The 20921-nt window shown below is 41.2% G+C and carries 22 protein-coding genes; 12 read left to right on the top strand and 10 right to left on the bottom strand.

Translation table 11 applies throughout. The annotated features are described in order from the left end of the window. Positions 1–128: 128 nt before the first annotated feature. From CWC16_RS18760 to yacG, 4 genes are all read left to right on the top strand, one after another. Complete coding sequence (locus tag CWC16_RS18760; protein WP_138542627.1) at positions 129–1031, top strand: prepilin peptidase; 903 nt, start codon at positions 129–131, stop codon at positions 1029–1031. 1 nt (position 1032) lies between these two features. Continuing rightward, on the top strand, positions 1033–1653 hold the full coding sequence (gene coaE / locus CWC16_RS18755; RefSeq protein ID WP_138542626.1) for a dephospho-CoA kinase: 621 nt from the start codon (positions 1033–1035) through the stop codon (positions 1651–1653). A 146-nt stretch (positions 1654–1799) separates the two neighbouring features. After that, positions 1800–3476, top strand: a complete 1677-nt coding sequence (gene pilB, locus CWC16_RS18750; RefSeq protein WP_055018831.1) for a type IV-A pilus assembly ATPase PilB — start codon at positions 1800–1802, stop codon at positions 3474–3476. A 52-nt stretch (positions 3477–3528) separates the two neighbouring features. Next, positions 3529–3759, top strand: coding sequence for a DNA gyrase inhibitor YacG (gene yacG / locus CWC16_RS18745; protein WP_024031401.1), 231 nt, complete (start codon positions 3529–3531; stop codon positions 3757–3759). A 73-nt stretch (positions 3760–3832) separates the two neighbouring features. On the opposite strand, the gene CWC16_RS18740 is transcribed toward yacG, so the two are convergent. Then, entirely contained in the window at positions 3833–4324 is a 492-nt protein-coding gene (locus CWC16_RS18740; protein WP_055018830.1) for a Spy/CpxP family protein refolding chaperone, read from the bottom strand. Between the two features lie 175 nt (positions 4325–4499). Between CWC16_RS18740 and CWC16_RS18735 the strand changes: the two genes are divergently transcribed. The 3 genes from CWC16_RS18735 to CWC16_RS18725 are packed head-to-tail and all read left to right on the top strand — an operon-like array spanning position 4500 to position 7533. Next, positions 4500–5189: a response regulator gene (locus CWC16_RS18735; protein ID WP_138542625.1), complete on the top strand. Its 690-nt coding sequence runs from the start codon at positions 4500–4502 to the stop codon at positions 5187–5189. After that, positions 5167–6582: an ATP-binding protein gene (locus CWC16_RS18730; RefSeq protein WP_138542624.1), complete on the top strand. Its 1416-nt coding sequence runs from the start codon at positions 5167–5169 to the stop codon at positions 6580–6582. Before CWC16_RS18735 ends, CWC16_RS18730 begins: the two co-directional genes overlap by 23 nt. A gap of 3 nt (positions 6583–6585) precedes the next feature. Next, positions 6586–7533 (top strand): alpha/beta fold hydrolase, encoded by a 948-nt coding sequence (locus tag CWC16_RS18725; RefSeq protein WP_138542623.1) that lies wholly within the window; start codon positions 6586–6588, stop codon positions 7531–7533. On the opposite strand, the gene CWC16_RS18720 is transcribed toward CWC16_RS18725, so the two are convergent. After that, the gene (locus tag CWC16_RS18720; protein ID WP_283956922.1) at positions 7523–8410 is read right to left on the bottom strand and encodes a cation diffusion facilitator family transporter; all 888 of its coding nucleotides are present in this window, start codon (positions 8408–8410) and stop codon (positions 7523–7525) included. The genes CWC16_RS18725 and CWC16_RS18720 overlap by 11 nt on opposite strands. Positions 8411–8518: 108 nt before the next feature. Here CWC16_RS18720 and trmL point away from each other — a divergent pair, with 108 nt between their 5' ends. Beyond that, positions 8519–8983: a tRNA (uridine(34)/cytosine(34)/5-carboxymethylaminomethyluridine(34)-2'-O)-methyltransferase TrmL gene (trmL, locus tag CWC16_RS18715; protein WP_055014742.1), complete on the top strand. Its 465-nt coding sequence runs from the start codon at positions 8519–8521 to the stop codon at positions 8981–8983. A 199-nt stretch (positions 8984–9182) separates the two neighbouring features. Here trmL and gpsA read toward each other — a convergent pair whose 3' ends face one another. From gpsA to CWC16_RS18695, 4 genes are read right to left on the bottom strand one after another with little or no spacing between them, the layout of a single operon-like run. After that, complete coding sequence (gpsA, locus tag CWC16_RS18710; RefSeq protein WP_138542622.1) at positions 9183–10190, bottom strand: NAD(P)H-dependent glycerol-3-phosphate dehydrogenase; 1008 nt, start codon at positions 10188–10190, stop codon at positions 9183–9185. A gap of 3 nt (positions 10191–10193) precedes the next feature. Next, entirely contained in the window at positions 10194–10679 is a 486-nt protein-coding gene (gene secB, locus CWC16_RS18705; protein WP_055014740.1) for a protein-export chaperone SecB, read from the bottom strand. Between the two features lie 34 nt (positions 10680–10713). After that, positions 10714–10971: a glutaredoxin 3 gene (grxC, locus tag CWC16_RS18700; protein ID WP_055014739.1), complete on the bottom strand. Its 258-nt coding sequence runs from the start codon at positions 10969–10971 to the stop codon at positions 10714–10716. 31 nt (positions 10972–11002) lie between these two features. Beyond that, positions 11003–11434, bottom strand: a complete 432-nt coding sequence (locus tag CWC16_RS18695; protein WP_055014738.1) for a rhodanese-like domain-containing protein — start codon at positions 11432–11434, stop codon at positions 11003–11005. 577 nt (positions 11435–12011) lie between these two features. On the opposite strand from CWC16_RS18695, the gene gpmM reads away from it, so the two are divergent. Genes gpmM through CWC16_RS18675 form a run of 4 tightly spaced genes read left to right on the top strand, consistent with a single transcriptional unit; the run spans position 12012 to position 16797 of the window. Continuing rightward, positions 12012–13556, top strand: coding sequence for a 2,3-bisphosphoglycerate-independent phosphoglycerate mutase (gene gpmM / locus CWC16_RS18690; protein ID WP_138542621.1), 1545 nt, complete (start codon positions 12012–12014; stop codon positions 13554–13556). Between the two features lie 3 nt (positions 13557–13559). Continuing rightward, positions 13560–14699: a murein hydrolase activator EnvC family protein gene (locus CWC16_RS18685; protein ID WP_138542620.1), complete on the top strand. Its 1140-nt coding sequence runs from the start codon at positions 13560–13562 to the stop codon at positions 14697–14699. A gap of 36 nt (positions 14700–14735) precedes the next feature. Further along, positions 14736–16001 (top strand): S41 family peptidase, encoded by a 1266-nt coding sequence (locus tag CWC16_RS18680; protein WP_138542619.1) that lies wholly within the window; start codon positions 14736–14738, stop codon positions 15999–16001. 40 nt (positions 16002–16041) lie between these two features. Beyond that, positions 16042–16797, top strand: a complete 756-nt coding sequence (locus CWC16_RS18675) for a divergent polysaccharide deacetylase family protein (RefSeq protein WP_055017928.1) — start codon at positions 16042–16044, stop codon at positions 16795–16797. Between the two features lie 139 nt (positions 16798–16936). On the opposite strand, the gene rpoH is transcribed toward CWC16_RS18675, so the two are convergent. The 4 genes from rpoH to ftsY all read right to left on the bottom strand — a co-directional run. Then, a complete protein-coding gene (gene rpoH / locus CWC16_RS18670) occupies positions 16937–17800 on the bottom strand; it encodes an RNA polymerase sigma factor RpoH (protein WP_055014733.1) in 864 nt (287 codons plus the stop codon). Positions 17801–18059: 259 nt separating this feature from the next. Further along, entirely contained in the window at positions 18060–19046 is a 987-nt protein-coding gene (gene ftsX / locus CWC16_RS18665) for a permease-like cell division protein FtsX (protein WP_055014732.1), read from the bottom strand. Then, positions 19043–19720 carry a cell division ATP-binding protein FtsE gene (gene ftsE, locus CWC16_RS18660; protein WP_055014731.1) on the bottom strand — a complete coding sequence of 226 codons (678 nt, stop codon included), beginning with the start codon at positions 19718–19720 and terminating at the stop codon, positions 19043–19045. The genes ftsX and ftsE overlap by 4 nt, the downstream gene beginning before the upstream one ends. Positions 19721–19795: 75 nt before the next feature. Further along, positions 19796–20921, bottom strand: a 1126-nt coding sequence (ftsY, locus tag CWC16_RS18655) for a signal recognition particle-docking protein FtsY (RefSeq protein ID WP_138542618.1), incomplete at its 5' end; no start/stop codon positions are given.

Genomic DNA, 20921 nt, shown 5'->3' with positions numbered 1-20921 from the left:
TGTAAGCTGTAAGCTGTAAGCAAAATTTCAAACGCTAATTAATAGCTTGCAAGATAAATTGAATTATAAGAGTTTTTCAACACAGGACATAAAATTGGCCTATAAATGGCCTGAAGTTAGGTATTTTAATGGAAAATCTTTTTCTTGATATAACCACCGCGATACAAAGCCAGCAGTGGTTTTATTTTTTAACTGTGGGCTTAGTAAGCCTGTGTATTGGTAGTTTTTTAAATGTAGTTATTTACCGGCTGCCACTGATGATGCAGCGTGAGTGGCAAAGTGAATGCCGATTATTATTAGAAGATGAACTTACAACTAAGCCTTCTAAGGCTAAACCCAACGAGCCATTTAATTTAGTAAAGCCTCACTCTACCTGCCCTAAATGCAAAACCGCGATTAAGCCTTGGCAAAATATTCCAATTATTAGTTGGATTGTACTTAAAGGTAAATGCGCTAATTGCAGTAACCCAATATCAGCGCGCTACCCGACAGTTGAAGCCATTACCGCACTATTAAGTTTAGTTGTTGCCTACCGCTTTGGTGCTACAGAGCAGGCCCTTTTATATATTTTTGTTACTTGGATTTTAGTCGCGCTCACCTTTATTGATATTGACCACATGTTACTGCCTGATCAGCTCACTTTGCCTTTAGTATGGCTTGCGCTTATAGCCGCTGTAATGGGTATAACAATAAGCCCGAGTGATGCAATAGTGGGTGCAGCCTGCGGCTATTTAAGCCTGTGGAGTGTGTTTTGGCTATTTAAGCTATTAACCGGCAAGGAAGGCATGGGCTATGGCGATTTTAAGTTACTGGCCGTGTTTGGCGCACTGCTAGGGTGGCAGTCGCTATTAACCATTATTTTGCTTTCAAGCGTGGTGGGCGCCATTATTGGTATTGCCCTTTTAAGTATACAAGGTAAAGACAAAGCAACCCCTATCCCATTTGGCCCCTACTTAGCCATAGCAGGTTGGATAACACTTTTGTGGGGCGCTCAAATTCAAGCGGCCTATTTTAATTTAATTGGTTATTAGTATGAATAAGCCAGCAACTAAAATAAACAATTGGGTATTGGGTTTAACAGGCGGTATTGGCTGCGGTAAAACGGCTGTTAGTAATATGTTTGAAGAACTAGGTATTTGCGTTGTTGATGCCGATATTATTGCCCGCCAAGTAGTGGCGCCTAATAGCATAGGGCTAAATGCTATTGCTGAACACTTTGGTGAGAGTATTTTACTACCCGATGGCACATTAAACAGAGCAGTGCTGCGCACTAAAATATTTACCAACAATGATGATAAAGAGTGGCTTAATGCTCTATTGCACCCACTTATTCGAGAGAGAATACTAACCGATTTAAATAATGCAACCAGTGCCTATGTTGTATTAGTTGCACCATTATTGTTTGAAAATAAACTTAACACATACTGCAACCGTACTTTATTAATTGATGTACCACTGCCTGTACAGATTGAACGTACGATAAAGCGAGACAATATTAGCCTTGAGCAAGTAAATAGCATTATAGCATCGCAAATGTCGCGTGAAGAAAAACAACAAAAAGCTGATGATATTCTAAATAATGACCGCGATTTATCGCTTATTCATGCAGAACTTGTTGTTCTTCATAAAAATTACCTACACTATGCGGTATAAAATACAACTAATGCCCCTTAATGCGGTCATAACAACATAAACTCGTAATTTGGTTAGCAAAAAAGGTGTTGATAAACTTGACGAATTTAATCACCTGCTTTTTTCTGATAAATTGTTAACTATTGAAGGACTAGAATAGGTGCGCAATGAATATTAACTCACCGTTATTGAGAAAATTTATAACGCTTGGCCGCATTGATGCCGATACCGTAAAAGCAAAGCAGCAAGAGTTTGCCTCAACCGCTGAGCTTATATCTAAATGTGGAAAAATTGACAGCAACGACTTAGCTGAGCAATGTATAGACCTATTCCGTGTACCGTATTTTGATTTAAAAGACTTCGACCCTGCACAAATCCCAGAAGACTTAGTTAAAGAAAAGCTAATACGTAAACACCACATTTTACCGCTGGTTCAAAAAGGCAGAAAAGTATACATTGCCGCCTCCGATCCGACTGACTACGGCGCCTTTGAAAACTTTGAATTTAGCACCGGCTTATCGTGCGAAATAGTCGTGGTTGACTATATTCAGCTGGATAATAAAATTGAGCAACTTCTTGATGCCGCAGGCAGCTTAGATTTAAGCGCTGATGAATTTAAAGAATTTGCCGACTTAGATAGTGAAAGCCCTAAAGAGACCACACCTAAAGATGATGATAAAGACGATGCGCCAATCATTGTTTATATTAATAAAATTTTAATGGATGCCATTAAAAAGGGCGCTTCTGATTTACACTTTGAACCTTACGAGCATAAATACCGCATTCGCTTTCGTATTGATGGTATTTTGCATGAAGTTGCCAACCCCCCTAATACTTTAGCGAGTAAGCTATCGGCGCGTATCAAAGTCATGTCGCGCCTTGATATTGCAGAAAAACGTAAACCACAAGATGGCCGTATTAAATTAAAGATTACCGAGCGAAAAAGCATCGATTTTCGTGTAAGTACTATGCCTACGTTATGGGGCGAAAAAATAGTAATGCGTATTCTTGATTCATCAAGCGCTATGCTAGGTATTGACGTATTAGGTTATGAAGAGGATCAAAAAAAGCTCTACATGGATGCGCTTGGGCAACCACAAGGTATGATACTTGTAACCGGCCCTACCGGCTCAGGTAAAACAGTATCGCTTTATACCGGTTTAAATATACTTAACCAGCCAGAGCGTAACATTAGTACCGCCGAGGATCCGGTAGAGATAAACCTTGAAGGGGTTAACCAAGTACAAATTAACCCTAAAGCCGAAATGACCTTTGCTAACGCCCTGCGCGCATTTTTGCGTCAAGATCCAGATGTAGTGATGGTAGGTGAAATACGTGACCTAGAAACCGCAGAAATTTCAATTAAAGCGGCGCAAACAGGTCACTTAGTGTTATCAACACTGCATACCAACTCAGCCCCTGAAACCATAACGCGTTTATTAAATATGGGCGTGCCTGCGTATAACGTGGCAAGCTCAATAAGTTTGATTATTGCCCAGCGATTAGCTCGGCGTTTATGCCCTAAATGTAAAACCCCTGAAACACTGCCAGCAGAAGAATTGGCTCGTCAAGGCTTTAGCACAGCACAAATTGAAGACATGACACTGTACGCACCCAAAGGCTGCGAAAATTGCACCGATGGTTACAAAGGCCGTGTAGGTATTTACGAAGTAATGCAGATTACCCCTGAAATTGCACAAATTATTATGCGCGGTGGTAATTCACTCGAAATAGCAGAGGTATCACTGCAAGCTGGGTTTAATAACTTACGATTATCGGGTTTACGCAAAGCCGCAGATGGTTTAACGTCTCTGGCTGAAATAAACCGCGTTACAAATATGTAGAGTTAGTAGCGTTAAGTACATGTGCTTAACGCGTAATTGTAGAGAGTAAAGTATGCCAACAATTGTTAACTGCCCAACCTGTAAAAATAAAGTTGAGTGGTCACAGCAAAGCCCCCACCGTCCTTTTTGTTCTAAACGCTGTCAGCTTATTGACTTAGGTGAATGGTCGTTTGAGAACAATAAAATCTCAACGCCTATTACCTCGGCGAACCAAATTAGCCAAGATATGATTGAAGATATTGAAGAAATGATGGCTAAAAACGATGATGACTTTTTTAAATAAACCTTTTTCATCTTCTTAAACAACAAAAGCCAGTTTTAAGCTGGCTTTTTGATGTGTTGGGTAAAGAATATAATTAGTCTCTTTGCTTACGGTGCTTTTTACCCATACGCTTTTGCATTTTAGCAAACTTTTCTTGCTGCTCAGCGTTAAGCACCTGCATTACTTGATGCTGTGTTTTTAGTTTAATTAAACCAATTTCAGTGCCTTTTTCGTGGCGTGCATTTAATAGCTCTTTCGCCGCGTTTTCGTCAAATGTTGGAGCGCTAAGTAGTGCATCCATTTTTGCTTTATGCGCTTCGCGCTGTGCTTTACGGGCTTCTTTATCAGTGCCACGTAGTGCTTTCATTTGCGTTTTTTGCGCTTCAAAAATAGCTTCAAGCTTAGTTTGTTGCTCGTCAGTTAAATCAAGCTTGTCAGCACCGCGCTCAGATAATAAAAAACGCGCTTGAGAGTGGCCTTGCTTATCGTGCATGCCGCCTTTTGCTAATACGCTACCGGCACCAAGTGTAGCCGTTGCTAGACCACAAATAAGTACTAATTTTGAAAGTGTATTTACTTTAGTCATAATCATCACCTTAATATTGGATGGATTGAATTTGGTTGTGACTGCTAAGCCAGTGAGTTAACTATACCCCTTGCAACGCAAAGTAACGCAAAGCAGTGTAAAGGTTGTGTAAAGATTCACTTTTGCACAATTTACGAAGTAAAATAACCATATAGAAACTGCCTAAGGGTTTGAAATGAAGCTATTAATGATTGATGACGACACAGGTTTGTGCGAACTACTTACTGAATATTTAGCCGCGCAAGGTTTTGAGGTACAAAGCGTTCACGATGGCGAGCAAGGCTTAAAACTTGCTCAAGCAAGCGACTACGCGCTGATATTACTAGATGTCATGCTCCCCACCCTTGATGGTTTTGAGGTACTTAAACAACTTAGGCAAACCAAGTTAACGCCGGTCATTATGCTCACTGCAAAAGGCGAAGACTTTGATCGTATTTTTGGCTTAGAGCTGGGCGCTGACGATTATATCCCCAAACCCTTTAACCACCGTGAGTTGCTTGCTCGCGTAAAAGCGATTACTCGTCGCATAGAGCACATAAATAGCTTAAATGTTGCAACACCCAGTAAAATAAATATAAACGGCATTACGGTTAATTTGGCAGCGCGTGAGGCAACCATTAGCGACCACCCCCTTACACTTACTGGCACAGAGTACGAGGTACTCGTGCTATTAATTAAAAATGCCGGCGAAGTTGTCAGTAAAGAGCAAATAAGCGAGGAAGTACTGGGCAGGCGCTTAGCCTCGTTTGATCGCTCAATTGATATGCACGTTAGCAATATTCGCAAAAAAATAGCCGAGCACATCCCAGGCGAACGAATAAAAACAATGCGAGGTACAGGCTATGTTTTCATCCAAGGGGAGTAATAAGCATTACTTTGCCTGGCTAAAGCACCCTAGGCATTATTTATTTTTTAAAATATTTACTTGGTTTTGGCTGACGATAACAGGGACTGTAGCAGCGCTTATATTTTTAAGTAACATTACTGCAATCAATGCTGTAAGCACTGAGTCTCTGCGTGGACCAATGAAAAAAAACCTAATTTACACAGCCAAAAGTATTGAGCGAAGTGTAACTAAGCACAAACGAACGCTTGCCGATGTTTTAACGCACCCTAGGCTTTCAAAACGCAAAATTTTATATTTAGCTACAGCGCAACCCGAAGACGCATTAAGTAATAAAGAGATACCCGCCGAAATAGACTTAAATTTACTTAGCTTTAGCCAAAACTTAGCACCACAGATTATTTTTACCGAAAAGTACCAAGCTTTTGGTCCTGTACTAATCACTGTGCCCGAGGGGCAATTTTACCTTTACGAAATCGATATTAACCACCAACCGCCTTTACTCATGCGTTTTAAGTTAATGCCAAATTGGATGAAAGTCTTGGTGGCTATTTTTGCCTCTTTAGTACTGAGCTTTATATTTAGCCGTAACTTAATTGCCCCAATTAACAGCCTTAAAAAAGCAGCCATAAAACTGTCATCAGGCGACTTATCAGCGCGTGTTGCCATACCTGCTAACAGAAAAGACGAATTAGGGGTGCTTGGCCGCGACTTTAACAGTATGGCCAATCAGCTTGAGCAACTTATTAGTGCCCAAAAGCGTTTGCTTGCTGATATATCTCACGAGTTGCGCTCCCCACTTACGCGTTTAAAAATGGCCACTGGGCTTGCTCAAATGCAAGCCAACGAGGCAAGCCAATCATATTTATTACGGATAGAAAAAGAAGCGAATCAACTTGATAAAATGATTGCTGATGTACTGCAAGTGTCGCGTTTAGAAGCGCAAAGCCAAGCACTGTCTCTTCAAAAGCAGTCGTTAAAAGATATAGTAGAACACGTATTAAACGATGCGCAGTTTGAAGCTAAACAAAATACTAAAACACTCACATTTAGCGGCAGTGCCGATGTTATGCTCAGTTGCGATGAGTCGTTAATAGCCAGTGCACTCGAAAACTTATTACGCAATGCAATAAAATACGCACACAGCAATATTAGCTTTAACGTACACTATAACAGCAAAATTTATATTGAAATTTGCGACGACGGACCAGGCGTGCCAAATGATCAATTAAGCAAGCTTTGTGAGCCCTTTTTTAGACAATCTGACGCCCGCGACCGAGTAAGTGGTGGCACAGGGCTTGGCTTAGCCATCGCTAAAAATGCTATTATTGCGCATGGTGGTAGTTTAGCGTTATCAAATAAAGAAAATGGTGGTTTATGTGCCAACATAACCTTACCAATAACTAAAGAGTAACCCATGTTTTATAGCAGTGAAAGTGAGCTTGAAAATAACCAATCTGCAATTGAAGAATTTTTTGAAAACACACTCATTAAATCTAACTTAAAAACCTTGCATGGCACATTATTTTACGCCTATGCAAAACCCGCTAATGCAAAAATGGCGTTAGTTATTAGTTCTGGCAGAGTAGAAGGCACTGATAAATACAAAGAGCTTTTATGGGAGTTTTATAACAATGATTACGCTATTTTTATAATCGACCATCAAGGACAAGGCCGCTCTTATCGGCATTTAAAAAACAAGCACAAAGGTTATGTTAAAGACTTTCAAGATTACAGTGCAGATCTAAACCAATTTACTGAACAGGTTGTTAATGCTCACTGGCAAGGCAATAAAGCGTTAATAGCGCATTCGATGGGAGGAGCCATTGCGCTGCATTATTTAGCAACCTATACGCATGATTACAAAGGAGTATTTTTGTCAGCTCCCATGTTAAATATTTTTACCAAAAAGGTGCCTCGTTTTTCGACTACTTTGGCCGTCAACATAGCTAAAATTTTAGGCTTTCAATACAGCTATGCCTTTGGGCAAAAAAACTATATTCCCTTAAATTTTGACCTAAACGTGCTAACAAGTAGTGAAATACGTTACAAACAATTTAGGCAAACCTATCATGCTACACCTTCGTTGCAGCTTGGCGGGGTAACCTATGGGTGGTTGCATGCTGTTATTAAGTTTTTGCCATCAGTAGATAAGCTAAATATTACTATTCCAATGTATATTGCTAAAGCCGAAAAAGATGAAGTAGTTAATAACACGGCACTTGATAAGCTGGCAAACAGCCATGAAAATGCATCAATTGAAAGCTTCAAAGATGCAAAGCACGAACTTTTTTTTGAACGAGACGAAATTCGTAAACCAGCACTCAAAAGTTTATACACATTTTGCGAGTCGATTAATCTTTAATAACAACAGATAATGGGTCGAGGTGGATAAGTATATCAACCTCAGACTCAAAGCAATCAGCAATCATTTTTTCGACTTCGTCAGCCACATTATGAGCTCGAATTAACGATAAATCGTCATCTAACTCTAAGTGCATTTGTATAAACTTGATCTTTCCACCTTGGCGAGTGCGGATGTCGTGTACGCCATAAACATCTTGATGCTTATTCGCTATATCGTAAATGCTTTGCTTTTCTTCGTCTGGCAGCTCTTTATCCATTAAATGATCAGCGCTATCACGTGCTATATCCCAGCTGTTGTAAAGCAAATAACCGGCTACACCAATAGCAAATAGTGGATCAGCATATAACACCCCATAGTATGAGAGCAAAATAGCCAGTAATACCGCAGCATTTAAAATTAAATCCCCTTTATAATGCACCGAGTCTGCTTTTATAGCGATAGACTCGGTATGTTTAACTACTTTAGTTTGAAAAAACACAATCACTAACGTACACGCAATAGCAAATACACTTACCCACACGCCAAGCAATGAATGACTTAATACGATGGGGTTGAATAAACGCTCAATGCCATGAAATGCTAATAAGCACCCAGAACCAGCTATAAATGCAGCTTGACCAAGCCCTGCAAGCGCTTCTGCTTTACCATGGCCAAAACGGTGATCGTCATCGGCTGGACGCAGTGCGTAGCCAAGTACTAAAAAGCTCATAGCAGTGGCTGTAATATCCATTAAAGAGTCGGTCAACGAGCCAAGCATAGAGGCCGAACCCGATGCCAACCAAGCCCAAGCTTTGGCCGCTATCATTAAGCTCACCATAACCATGGTCACTATGCTTGATGTTTTAACCCAAAATTCGTAACTGCGGTGATGCACGTCAATATTCACTATTTACGGTATTCAATGGCGCGAGTATATCATTTTTTTTAACGGTTTCGTGTATACTGCCAAACGTCAAATTATAGATTAATAGAAAGGCGCATTATGCTGGATATCGTGTTATATCAACCTGAAATTCCGCCAAATACAGGCAATATTATACGCTTGTGTGCAAACACAGGTTACTCCCTACATTTAATTGAGCCATTAGGTTTTGAATGGGACGATAAACGAGTAAAACGTGCGGGCCTTGATTACCACGAGTTTAGTAATGTTCAGCGACATGCATCGTTTGAGGCATACCTTGAAAAATGCCAACCTAAAAAAGTCTATGCATGTACCACTAAAGGCAGCCAGCTTCATCACGAAGCAAGCTACGAAGCCGGTGACTGCTTAGTATTTGGCCCAGAAACTCGTGGTCTACCCGATGAAATGATTCAAGCATTACCTAACAATCAACGTGTACGTATTCCTATGCAGCCGAATAGCCGCAGTATGAATCTATCAAATTCGGTTGCTGTATTTATTTACGAATCTTGGCGACAACTGGGGTTTGTTGGAGGCAAGTAATACCAATTTGTTTAATTAATTGATCTGTTTTGAGGTTAGAAAAACGTGTGGATAGCTAGGCAAAAATTTTCTATTTAATTTAAAAGAAAACTCTTAACAAAGGTAGCGACACGTTTTGCCCTGCAAAATGGTATAAGTATTATTGCACATTGGTATCATGCTAGGCTCATCAAATTAAAGCCTAACAAAAAGGCCGAGGTTATTCGGCCTTTTGTTCTCGGCCTAATAGGGCCATAGCAGCTTCTTTCATATCTTTACTTTCGTAAAGTACTTTATAGATTTGCTCTGTGATTGGCATTTCTACACCGGCGCGCTGAGCTAATAAATACACTTCTTTTGTATTTCTAAAGCCTTCTACAACTTGCCCGATAGACTCAATAGCAGCGTCTACTCCTTCACCTTTGCCTAATGCTAGGCCAAAGCGTCGGTTACGTGATTGATTATCGGTGCAGGTTAAGATTAAATCACCAAGCCCTGCCATCCCCATAAAGGTTTCTTGCTTTGCGCCTAAGGCGCACCCTAAGCGTGTTAATTCAGCCAAGCCACGGGTGATCAACGCGGTACGCGCATTAGCACCAAAGCCAACCCCATCCGACATACCCGCGCCGATAGCGATTACATTTTTAACCGCTCCACCTAACTGAATGCCAATAAAGTCATCGTTGTTATACACACGGAACGAGCGCCCACAATGGAGTAAACCTGCAAGTTGTTGCGCAAACTCCGTTGAAGTAGACGAGACCGATATTGCGGTAGGTAACCCCATCGCCATTTCTTTAGCAAAAGTGGGACCAGATAAAACCGCAAGCGGTATTGCATCACCCAGTTCTTGCAGGGCAACCTCTTGTAACAAACGCCCAGTGTTTGGCTCAAGCCCTTTAGTTGCCCACGCCACTTGCGCACCTTCAACCAATGCTGGTTTTATTTGCTGCAAAGTATCGGCAAAAGCATGGCTTGGCACAACCACAAGTACAATAGCACTACTCGCTACGGCTTGTTGTAAATCGGCTTGTAATACAAGAGTGTCAGGGAATGGTACATCAGGAAGGTAACGTTGATTTTTCCGCTCAGCTGCAAGCGTGGCAACGTCGTCGCTATTGCGACCCCAAAGTGTCACTCGGTGACCATTTCGGGCTAAGCAAATAGCAAGAGCGGTGCCGTAAGACCCCGCTCCCAATACAGTAACAGCTGAAGTTGCTGTACTCATAGATTATGCGTCTGCTGAAACCTGCTCAGCTTGCGCAGTACGTTGTTGCATGTATTGTGCAAATAACGCATCAAAGTTCACTGGCGCAAGGTTAAGCTGTGGGAAAGTACCACGGTTAACAAGATTAGATACGGCTTCACGCGCGTATGGGAATAACACGTTAGGGCAGTATGCACCTAGCATATGTGCTAGTTGTACTTCTTCAAGCTCACCAACAGTAAAAATACCAGCTTGCTGAATTTCACATAAAAACGCAGTTTCTTCACCAATAGAGGCAGTAACAGTTAATGCTAAAACAACTTCGAACACACCTTCGTCTAATTTATTAGAGCGTGTGTCTAAGTCTAATTTAACTTCTGGCGTCCATTCTTTTTGAAAAATCGCAGGCGAGTTAGGCGTTTCAAACGATACATCTTTAGTGTAAATACGTTGAATCGCAAATTGTGCGCCACCCTCTTGTGCTGCTGCGTTTTGATTTTCTTCGTTCATTGTGCTTCCTACGTGTTAGTTTTTATAATTAAAATTAAGCATTTAGCTTAGCGTCAAGTTTACCTTGCGCTTCAATAGCCATCATGTCGTCGCAGCCACCGATATGTTCATCATTAATAAAAATTTGCGGTACTGTGCTTGCGCCACCTGCTTTGGTAATCATTTCGTCGCGAAGCTCTGGTTGAACACCAATATCGATATTTGTGTACTCAACGCCTTTACTGTTTAAAAGTGCAAGAGCACGTTGGCAAAATGGACAATACGCTTTGGTGTATAAAACAACATTACTCATAATAAATCCTCTATCGGTACTACTAAACTGATTAGCGACCTGTTGTAGTTGGAAGGCTGGCTGATTGCCACGACCCCATACCACCTGATAATACATAAACCGATTCAAAGCCTGCTTTATGCATTGCATTAGCAACGCCTTGTGCAGTCATGCCTGTGGCACACACTAGTATAATGGGTTTACTCTTGTGCTTTTCAAGGCTAGAAAAGTCAGATTGTTTTGCTTTTTCAGGGCTTAAGTGTTCAGCGCCCGCTATACGACCAGCGTTAAACTCTTTTTGAGCGCGAATATCGACTACTTTGCCATCTTCACGGTTAATAAGAAGTGTTAATTGCTGTGGATTTATTTCTTTCACCGCTGAAAGTTTACTTTTAATCCAACCGCTTACAATAAGAAATACAATACCAACCCAAGCTAGGCTTAAAATAGGATGATTTGTAATAAATTCAATATATTGATCCATTCTACTTCCACTATAAAATTATGTTCTAAACCTAGGGCGTGTTGGCCTTTGTGGATTGAAATTTGTTCAATCTAGGGGCGATTAAATCGCGGCGCGAGGTTTGTAACCTAGTGGGCTAAGTAAAAACCGAGCAAAGCTTCCGCGTCCTGCTCACGCCCTTACCTACATCCATGTAGGCAACAAAGAGGTAATAATCCCTAGAAAGAACCCAACGGGCAGCGCATGTTTGGTATTTATGCTACGTTATCGCCTATTTATGGGGAATAACCACACTTCATAGGCTCTGCCTTACCTAAAAACCAAACATACTGCTGCAAATTCAGCCACCAAAGCGCAACACGCCCTAATATTCTAGGTATTTTGTACTTTAGCCACGCAAGTATACCCAAACCAAGTTAAAATGCGAGTTTGCTGCAGTTTAAAAACACATAAAGCGCCCCATATAAAATAGTATGTAAAAATTTAATATCTTGTTTTCAGTGCTGATTCTATCGCTAAAACACGGTATGCTAAAACTAACCAGATAACCTTTCGGCGCACAGTACCCATCAACAGGTGCTAATTTTCAGGAGCGATTATGACAGAGCATAAAAAACCACTGGTATTAATGATTTTAGACGGTTGGGGTTACCGCGAAGAAGAGCAAAGTAATGCAATTCTTGCAGCAAACACCCCTGTCTTAGACAACCTATGGGCAAACCGCCCACATACATTAATTTCAGGCTCAGGATTAGATGTAGGCTTACCTGAAGGGCAAATGGGTAACTCAGAAGTAGGCCATGTAAACCTAGGTGCTGGCCGCATTGTTTATCAAGACTTTACCCGTATTACCAAAGCGATTAACGATGGCGAGTTTGACTCAACACCTGCACTTGTTGAAAACATCGACAAAGCAATAAATGCAGGTAAAGCAGTACATATTATGGGTTTATTAAGCCCAGGAGGTGTGCACAGCCATGAAGATCATATTGTCGCCAGTATTGAATTAGCAGCTAAGCGTGGTGCAAAAGAAGTGTACTTCCATGGTTTTTTAGATGGCCGTGATACACCACCGCGCAGCGCTAAAGCCTCAATAGAACGTATAGAAGCCCTATTCGCCGATCTAAATTGTGGGCGCTTAGCATCGTTAGTGGGTCGCTATTACGCAATGGACAGAGACAACCGTTGGGACCGCGTAAAAAAAGCCTATAATGTAATGACACTAGGTGAAAGTGAATTTAACTATGCTGATGGTGTAACAGCATTAGAAGCCGCGTATGAGCGTGACGAAAACGATGAATTTGTAGCACCAACGACAATCACTCCTCAAGGCACAGACACGGCACAAATTAACGATGGTGACACCGTTATCTTTGCTAACTTTAGAGCCGACCGTGCCCGTGAAATTACTCGCGCTTTTGTAGAGCCTGACTTTGACGGGTTTGAAAAGAAAAAATCACCCCAGCTTAGCGCTTTTGTAATGATGACTGAATATGCAGCCGATATTAATGCCCCTGTCGCATTTGGTCCTACACCACTTGTAAACGTATTAGGCGAATGGCTTGAAAAGAATGGTAAAACGCAATTGCGTATATCGGAAACAGAAAAATACGCTCACGTTACGTTTTTCTTTAGTGGCGGACGCGAAGATGAATTTGAAGGCGAATCGCGTGAATTAATTCCTTCTCCACAGGTTGCAACTTACGACCTACAGCCCGAAATGAACTCAGAAATGTTAACCGATAAACTTATTGAAGCCATTAAAAGCGGTAAGTTTGATGCCATTATTTGTAATTACCCAAATGGCGATATGGTTGGCCACTCTGGCGTATTCGAAGCAGCCGTTAAAGCCTGTGAAGCCGTGGATGCTTGTATAGGTCGAGTAGTAGAGGCGCTAGATGAGTTTGGCGGTGAAGCGCTAATAACGGCCGACCATGGTAATGCTGAGCAAATGGCCAGCCCTACAACCGGGCAAGCACATACAGCACACACCAGTGAGCCTGTGCCGTTTATTTATGTAGGACGCGATGCAACACCAAGTGAAGGTAAAGCATTAAGTGATGTTGCCCCTACCATGCTACATCTTATGGGTATGGAGCAACCAAGCGAAATGACTGGCACACCAATCATGACGTTGAAATAACACATGAACAAGCCAGTCAATTGGTTTAGTGTTTATACCTTGGTATTGGTTTCGTTAGTGGTTGCACCTGCATCCGCTAACGAAAACCGCACTAAAAAAGACCTATCCGAAGTACAATCTGCCTTAGAACAAAGCCAAGCAGAATTTAAAGCACAACAAAAGAAAATTGCCGCACTGCAAAAAAACTTAAAAAAACATGAGCTAGAAATAGCTAAAAATGCCAAAGCCCTCAATATGGCTGAGCAATCGGTAAAAGAGACAGAGCAAAAACAACAAGTACAGCAACAAAAAGCACAGCAATTAAAATCCCAGCAGGCAAAATTTCAAGCCGTTTTAGCTGCCCAGCTAAAAAGTGCTTACATGGCTGGGGGCGACGACTATCCCAAAATGCTGTTAAACCAGCAAGACACGGCTAAATTTGAGCGTACCTTAAGCTATTACAACTATTTAAATAAAGCACGTATAGAGCAAATTGAAGAGCTTAAAGTACTGCAACAACACATTGCAGATAACCAAGCTGCACTTGCAAAAACAAAACAAAAGTTAGCCGCTTTATTTGAAGAACAGAAAAGGCGCCAAAATGCGCTAGTAAATGCCCAAAGCGAGCGCCAAACTAATCTTAAAAACCTACAAGCACAGCTCAACAACACCAAAAGCTCGATTAATTACTTAAGAGATAACGAACAAACTTTAATCTCTACTATCAAAGAGCTTGAGCAAGAAAAAAGCCAAAAAATTGAATTACTTGGCCTTAATAAAAGTAAGGGCAAGCTTAATTGGCCCAGCAAAGGAAAGCTAAAACACACCTTTGGCCAACGTAAACATGGCGGTATAGACTGGAAAGGCGTATTAATCGGCGCCAAAGAAGGCACCAATGTCAACAGTATTAACAATGGCCAAGTTGTATTTGCTGATTGGCTAAAAGGTTTTGGCTGGGTAATTGTGGTTGATCACGGCGAAGGCTTTATGAGCCTGTATGGCCATGCACAAACTTTACTAAAGGATGTAGGCGATATGGTCCGCGAGGGCGAAACACTCGCTTTAGTAGGTCAAAGCGGCGGGCAGTCGAGTTCTGGTCTATACTTTGAAATACGCCACAAAGGACGCGCAGTAAATCCTGTTAAATGGTGCAGACGTATTTAAGTGAATAAAGCAGCTGCACCGCATTAGGAGCAGCTGATGACTCATAAAATACTACAAATCCGATTATTTCCCGCTTCTTGTACACGCTATTCGTTTTTATTGTGTTCACTTGCCTTTATTGCTGTTTTTTGCTTTAGCAATCCGTCACTTGCTGGCTCAGTTAAAGACCTCAAAAGCCAGCAAATTTCTGAAATACTCTTTAATATTAAAGCCTATTATGTTGATGACCTACCGCTTACAGAAAGTGCAGAGGATGCCTTCAATAATCAACAGGTAGAGATGTTATTAAACCAGCTGGACCCTTACTCCAAATACCTTAATGAAAATGACTTAGACGCCTTATTTAACAATACAAATGGTCAATACACCGGCGTGGGCATAGAAGTAAAAGAGGTTGATGATAACATTACTATTGTGGGGGTGGTTAAAAACTCCCCAGCCAAAAAAGCGGGTATTTTAGCAGGTGATATTATCGTTAATGTAAATGGTACAAGCACACAGACCCGCAGTTTAGAGCAAGTAGCTTCGCTCATAAAAGATGATAGTTTCAGTACTGTTAAACTAACTATAAAGCGTGCGCAATACCAAAAAACACTAAGCTTTGCAGTCGACCGCAGGGAAATAAATTTAGAAAGCGCCTCCAGCCAATTACTCGATTCGGGCACTGGCTATTTAGCCATTAATAACTTTTCTAATCACACCTTACACGAAGTGGCGCTACAGGTAGCTGCACTTAAAAATGATTATCGCACACCACTTAAAGGGTTAGTGATTGATCTACGCGATAACCCCGGTGGTACTTTACAAAGCGCAGTGGCAGTAGCGGATTTATTTTTACAAAGCGGCACTATAGTCACCACTAAAGGGCGCTATTATGATGCTAACCAAGCTTACTACGCTAAACGGGGCGACATACTCAAAGGGATACCTATTGTGGTACTTATTAATGAAAACTCAGCGTCTGCTGCTGAGATACTTGCTGCAGCTTTAAAAGACAATAAGCGCGCTAAAGTGGTTGGTAATCAGTCTTATGGCAAAGGCTCAGTGCAATCCTTAATACCACTTGGTGATGGCAACACGGCACTAAAATTAACAACAGCCAAATACTTTACACCTGCGGGCATATCAATTGAAGGCGTGGGAGTCACGCCGGATGTAGCAATTGCGCAAGCAACCCTTCCACAATCAAATAAAGCCGTTATAATAAAAAATGAGCAGAACAAAAATACACCACAGTTTGAACATGAAATACTGGGCGACTTGCAGTTAGTAAAAGCTAAACAATTACTTAGTATGCAATAGTAAATCTCAATAAACTAAAAAGATAATAAAAACTATAAACGTGAAAATAATAAAATGGCTGTTGTTGGCTACCTGCTTTATATCTAGCACTGCTTGGGCAAAGCAAATAGCCATCGTAATTGATGATATTGGCTATCATCAGCGAGATTTAGAATTTCTTACCTTACCTGGGCAATTGTCATATTCAATTTTGCCCCACACCCCCTACTCTCAAATTTTTGCGAGCCTTGCTAGCCAAGCAAATAAAGAGCTGTTATTACATGTACCCATGCAAGCCTTAAACGGTAAAGCACTCGGCCCTGGCGGGCTTACAGTTAATATGGATAAAGAACAGCTACAAAAAACCTTAGGCACGGCACTAGCCAGCCTACCCCAAGTAAAAGGGGTCAATAATCACATGGGTTCGGCGCTAACTCAGCACAGCCAAGCCATGAAGTGGACTATGGAAGTACTAAAAAAACGTAATTTATTCTTTTTAGATAGCCGCACTACCGACCTAAGTCAGGCACAAAATGCAGCCAATTTTATCGGGGTTGAAAATATTGGCCGCCATGTGTTTTTAGACAATATAACAACGCATGACCAGCTACAGCTGAGGTTGGATGAACTAAAACACAAAGCAACAAAGCACCACTTTGCTATTGCCATTGCTCATCCGTACCCTGAAACCATCGACTTTTTACGCCAAGCCCTGCCTAAGCTCACTCAGCAGGGTTTTGAGTTAGTGCCGGTATCGCAGTTAGTACACAAAAAGTATATACAATTAGCCCAAGGTAAAGGGATTAACGCCAGGTAGCTGTGGGTGGTATTTTAAGTATATTTAAGCCATATAACCAAGCTGATAAAACAATAAAATTGATTGAAATACTTATAGCCACATAGCAAAAGCCCCGCATATAATGCAGGGCTTTTTAAAATTTACTATTTTTTCGCTATTAGCTCATAGCACTTTGCAGCTTTTTCATTGCTGTTTTTTCAAGCTGGCGAACACGTTCAGCTGACACGCTGTATTTTTCAGCAAGTTCTTGCAGTGTTGCTTTGTCATCAGACAACCAACGTGCACTAACAATGTCTTGCGAGCGTTCATCTAGCGTTTTAAGCGCGCTGAACAAGCGTGTATGAGATTGCTCTTGCCATTGTTGCTGCTCAATATCATCAGCTAAATCAGTTGAACCATCTGTTAAGTATTGCACTGGTGAATACGTGCTTGTTGGCGCGTCATCGTTATCGTCGCCCGTTAAGTCAAAGCCCATGTCTTGGCCGCTCATACGCGATTCCATTTCACGAACTTCTTTTTCACTCACACCTAGCTCATTGGCTACAGTGCTTACTTCAGCTTGGTTAAACCAACCTAAACGTTTTTTGTTTTTACGAAGATTGAAAAACAATTTACGTTGCGCTTTAGTGGTCGCTACTTTTACTATACGCCAATTTTTAAGCACAAACTCATGAATCTCTGCTTTAATCCAATGAACAGCAAACGACACTAAACGCACGCCCACACTAGGGTTGAAACGCTTAACCGCTTTCATCAGGCCTATGTTGCCCTCTTGGATTAAGTCTGCTTGTGGTAAACCATAACCCGAGTAGCTTTTAGCAATATGTGCTACAAAGCGTAAATGCGACATAATGAGTTGCTTTGCAGCACTAAGATCGCCTTCTTCTTGAAGTCGTGTTGCTAGCTCTTTCTCTTGCTCAGCTTTAAGCATAGGAATAGTACTAACCGCTTGAAGGTAGCCGTCCATACTTGCGCTTTGTTGCCCAACTGTAAGTGCCATTGCGTATAAATCTTTACTCATTTTTCACCTCGGTGATAAACATTTGAAACCATCTTAGCACTCTTTCTCTAAGAGTGCTAACCCCAATTTAAAACTTTTTTTAAGCGTAAATCAAGCGGTTTTTTAGTGTAAGTTAAGTCTACTACATGCGACTGAATAAGTGATGAACTAAGGGATTGCAGAGATTAGCGTAAACATAACAGCACATTTACAACTAATCTCTATTAAGGATAATAATACACAAAAATGACAATTTTAAGTCAGCCATTAGCAGGCGTTGTTATACTTTGTCTGGCTCAATCTCTTTAATATACCGGTTAACTGATAAATAAGAACCGACAAAGCCTAAGCTGGTTGCTAATAATACCAAGGCGCCAAACTCATTAAGTGTTAACCCAATTAACGAAAAACTTGTCTGATACACGCCAGCAACACTACTTACAGCACTTGTTAACCACCACATCATTAGGGCAATACAAATAAAGGCAAATAAACCACCTATTACACCATACCAAATACCCGTCCATAAAAATGGGGCATGTATAAACGTATTGGTAGCCCCTACCAACTTCATTACCTGTATTTCTTCTTTTTTATCCATAATAGATAAACGAATCGTGTTACCAATTATAAGGGTGACAGAGGTAAGAAGTAACAGCGCAATTGTTATAACACTTTCTTTTAATAAGTCTAACAAAGCATTCAGGCGCTCAAGCCACGCAATATCAAGCTTACCAAAATCTACCTCGCGCTCGTTTTCAAGCTTTGTAAGCAGTGCTTTAGCTGCATTGGGCTGGCGATGTCGTTTAGTAGGTGTAACCAATACAACATCGGGAAGTGGATTGCTATCTAGGTATTCTAAAGCCTGCCCAAACCCGGACACGTCTTTAAATTCAGTTAGCGCTTGTTGCTTAGAAATAAATTCAACACTGTCCACCTCGGCGTAAAGTGCTAAACGCTTTACTAAGGTTTGTGTTTCTTGCTCACTCATGCTTTCTTTTACAAAAAGTGATATTTCGCTAGCTTCTTCAAACCCGCTACTGACTTGCTGTACATTTTTTACAACTAAATACAGGGTTGCAGGTAATGTTAAACTGAGGCCAAGTACAGCAATTGTCATTAACGATGCAAGTGGTGTACGCCACATTTCACCTAAACTGTGTACGCCTTGGCGAAAAATATTAATAATAAAAAAATAACCGCCTGCAATCGCTGATTTTTTTTGTTTATCGTTGGAGTTTTGTCGCCCTTTAAATAACAAGCTCACAGTGCTACCTCCGCAAGTGGGTCTTCAAGCATACGGCCATCTTTTAAAGTCAGGCTACGGTATTTCAAACGAGAAACAAGACCAAGATCGTGCGTTGCTATAAGTACGGTGGTACCGTGTTTATTAAAATCTTCAAACAGCCTTAATATTTCCATAGATAATTCTGGGTCAAGGTTACCCGTTGGTTCGTCAGCTAATAAAATAGGCGGAGAATTTACAATCGCCCTGGCAATACCTACCCGCTGCTGCTCACCACCTGAGAGCGTAGAAGGATGGCATTTCACTTTATCTAATAGCCCGACTTTATCTAACGCCCCATGTACCCGCTTAGCAATATACTTATGGTGTGTACCTTCAATGATCAACGGCAATGCAACGTTATCAAAAACGGTGTAGCGCTCTAACAAACGATGATTTTGAAAAATAATTCCAATATCGCGGCGCGCATAAGGAATTTGCCGAGAATTTACTTTATTTAAATCAACACCGTTAATTGAAACGCTTCCAGCAGAAGGGCGTTCCATCAAGCTAATGAGCTTTAATAAGGTGCTTTTACCCGCACCACTGTGACCTGTTAAAAAGGCCAGTTCGCCAGGCTTAATATGAAATGTAACTTTTTCGAGAGCACGATGCCCCCCCGGATAGGTTTTACTTACTTGCTGAAAATTTATCATTTTTATTATGCCAGTCCCAAATTTGTAAAATGGAATTCCTTGCAATTAAAAAGGGAGTAAGCTCCCTTTTATTTATTAAACGTCGTCCTCATCTTGGCTAAATAAAGCATCAATAAAGTCATCGCTTTTAAATGCGCGCAAATCATCAATACCTTCACCCACACCAATGTAACGAATAGGAATATTAAACTTGTCTGCAACAGCAAATATAACCCCACCTTTAGCTGTACCATCAAGTTTTGAAAGGGTAATACCGGTTAAACCGACACACTGATTAAATAGGTTTACTTGGCTGATTGCATTTTGACCTGTACCAGCATCAATAGTTAGCATAACTTCATGCGGTGCATCAGGGTCAATTTTCTTCATTACGCGGGCTATTTTTTCAAGCTCTTGCATGAGGTTATCTTTATTTTGCAACCGCCCTGCTGTATCAGCGATTAACACATCAACATTGCGTGCTTTAGCGGCTTGAAATGCGTCAAACACTACTGAAGCACTATCTGCGCCAGTATGCTGGGCAATCACAGGAATGCTGTTACGCTCTCCCCACACTTGCAGCTGCTCTACTGCTGCTGCACGGAACGTATCACCTGCGGCCAACATAACTGACTTACCTTCATTTTGAAACTGCTTAGCCAACTTACCAATAGTAGTTGTTTTACCTACGCCGTTTACACCTACCATTAATATAACAAATGGTTTTTTATCTGTGTTTACAACAAGCGGTTGCTCTGCTGTTTTAAGCATGGTGGCCATTTCTTGCTTCATAAGCTCATAAAGCGCATCGCCATCTTTAAGCTGTTTGCGATCGGCGGCATCAGTTAGGCTATCAATCAGCTTCATGGTGGTATCAACACCTAAGTCGGCGGTAAGAAGCTGTGTTTCTAGATCTTCAAATAGATCATCATCTATTTTTTTACCACTAAAAATAGAGGCAAAACCAGAGCCTATATTTACACGGGTTTTTAATAGCCCTTTTTTAAGACGTGAAAAAAACCCCTCTTTTTTAGGCTTTTCAGCAAGTTTAGCCTCTTCTTTTGCAAGCTCTGCCGTAATACGTTCTTGCTCTAAACGCTCAGCCTCTGCTTGCTCTGCTGCAATACGTTCTTGCTCTAAACGTTCAGCTTCGGCCTCTGCAGCAATACGCGCTTGCTCTAAGCGCTCAGCCTCTGCTTGCTCTGCTGCAATACGTTCTTGC

The organism is Pseudoalteromonas sp. S3776 (assembly GCF_005886915.1).
Classification (GTDB): Bacteria; Pseudomonadota; Gammaproteobacteria; order Enterobacterales; family Alteromonadaceae; genus Pseudoalteromonas.
The sequence above is the reverse complement of the archived record's forward strand: the minus strand, read 5'-3'. Positions and strand labels throughout refer to the sequence as shown.